The sequence below is a fragment of the Vibrio sp. IB15 genome (assembly GCF_016406055.1).
In the GTDB taxonomy this organism is placed as follows: Bacteria; Pseudomonadota; Gammaproteobacteria; order Enterobacterales; family Vibrionaceae; genus Vibrio; species Vibrio chagasii.
In genome coordinates, this window is sequence record NZ_JAEFCE010000166.1 from 1 (window position 1) to 642 (window position 642).

Below are 642 nucleotides of genomic sequence, written 5' to 3' on the forward strand. Positions count from 1 at the left end.
AACCTGATAATATGGATGGATACACCAATAACTCTGGTTTCAATCTGACGTCTCAAGATCAGCTCGCGTACAATCGATTTATTGCAAATGAGGCGCATAAAAGAGGCCTTGCGGTCGGATTAAAGAATGACCTGGACCAAATAGGTGAACTGGTCGAGTACTTTGACTTTGCTGTTAACGAACAATGTTTTGAGTACAAGGAATGTGATGCACTGCTGCCCTTTATTAATCACGGTAAGCCCGTTTTAACAGCGGAGTACTTAGATAAGTATGTCAACAACCCAAATGAGAGAGCAACAATATGCCAAGAATCTAGGGACAATCTATTTAGCACCCTAATCTTACCTTTGGATTTAAACGACAGTTTTAGGTTTAGCTGTTTGTAAAGCGCGCCTAACCCTAAAAATAACTGTACCGAAACTATCTAGAGCGGTTTAACTATCATATATAGCGACTAGAGAAAAAATGTGTGCACTATAGAGTTTGCTATTGTCCAAAATCTTGAGCACAGAACCAAAAGGTATTGCCTTATTCCTGATTCGCCACAAAAACAAGGGCCTCGAAAGTGCGAAGCTTAAGTTTTATCCATCGAATAATTACAGCTCCCCTACTTCAACGCTTCCATTGATGCTGTTTTGTACA

1 protein-coding gene is annotated in these 642 nt (G+C 40.0%); it reads left to right on the forward strand.

Annotation, left to right across the window (positions count from 1 at the left end; genetic code table 11):
* Positions 1-386 (forward strand): endo alpha-1,4 polygalactosaminidase (locus JC606_RS23270; protein ID WP_198779573.1); only part of this gene is annotated, 386 nt, incomplete at its 5' end.
* Between the last annotated feature and the right edge of the window lie 256 nt (positions 387-642).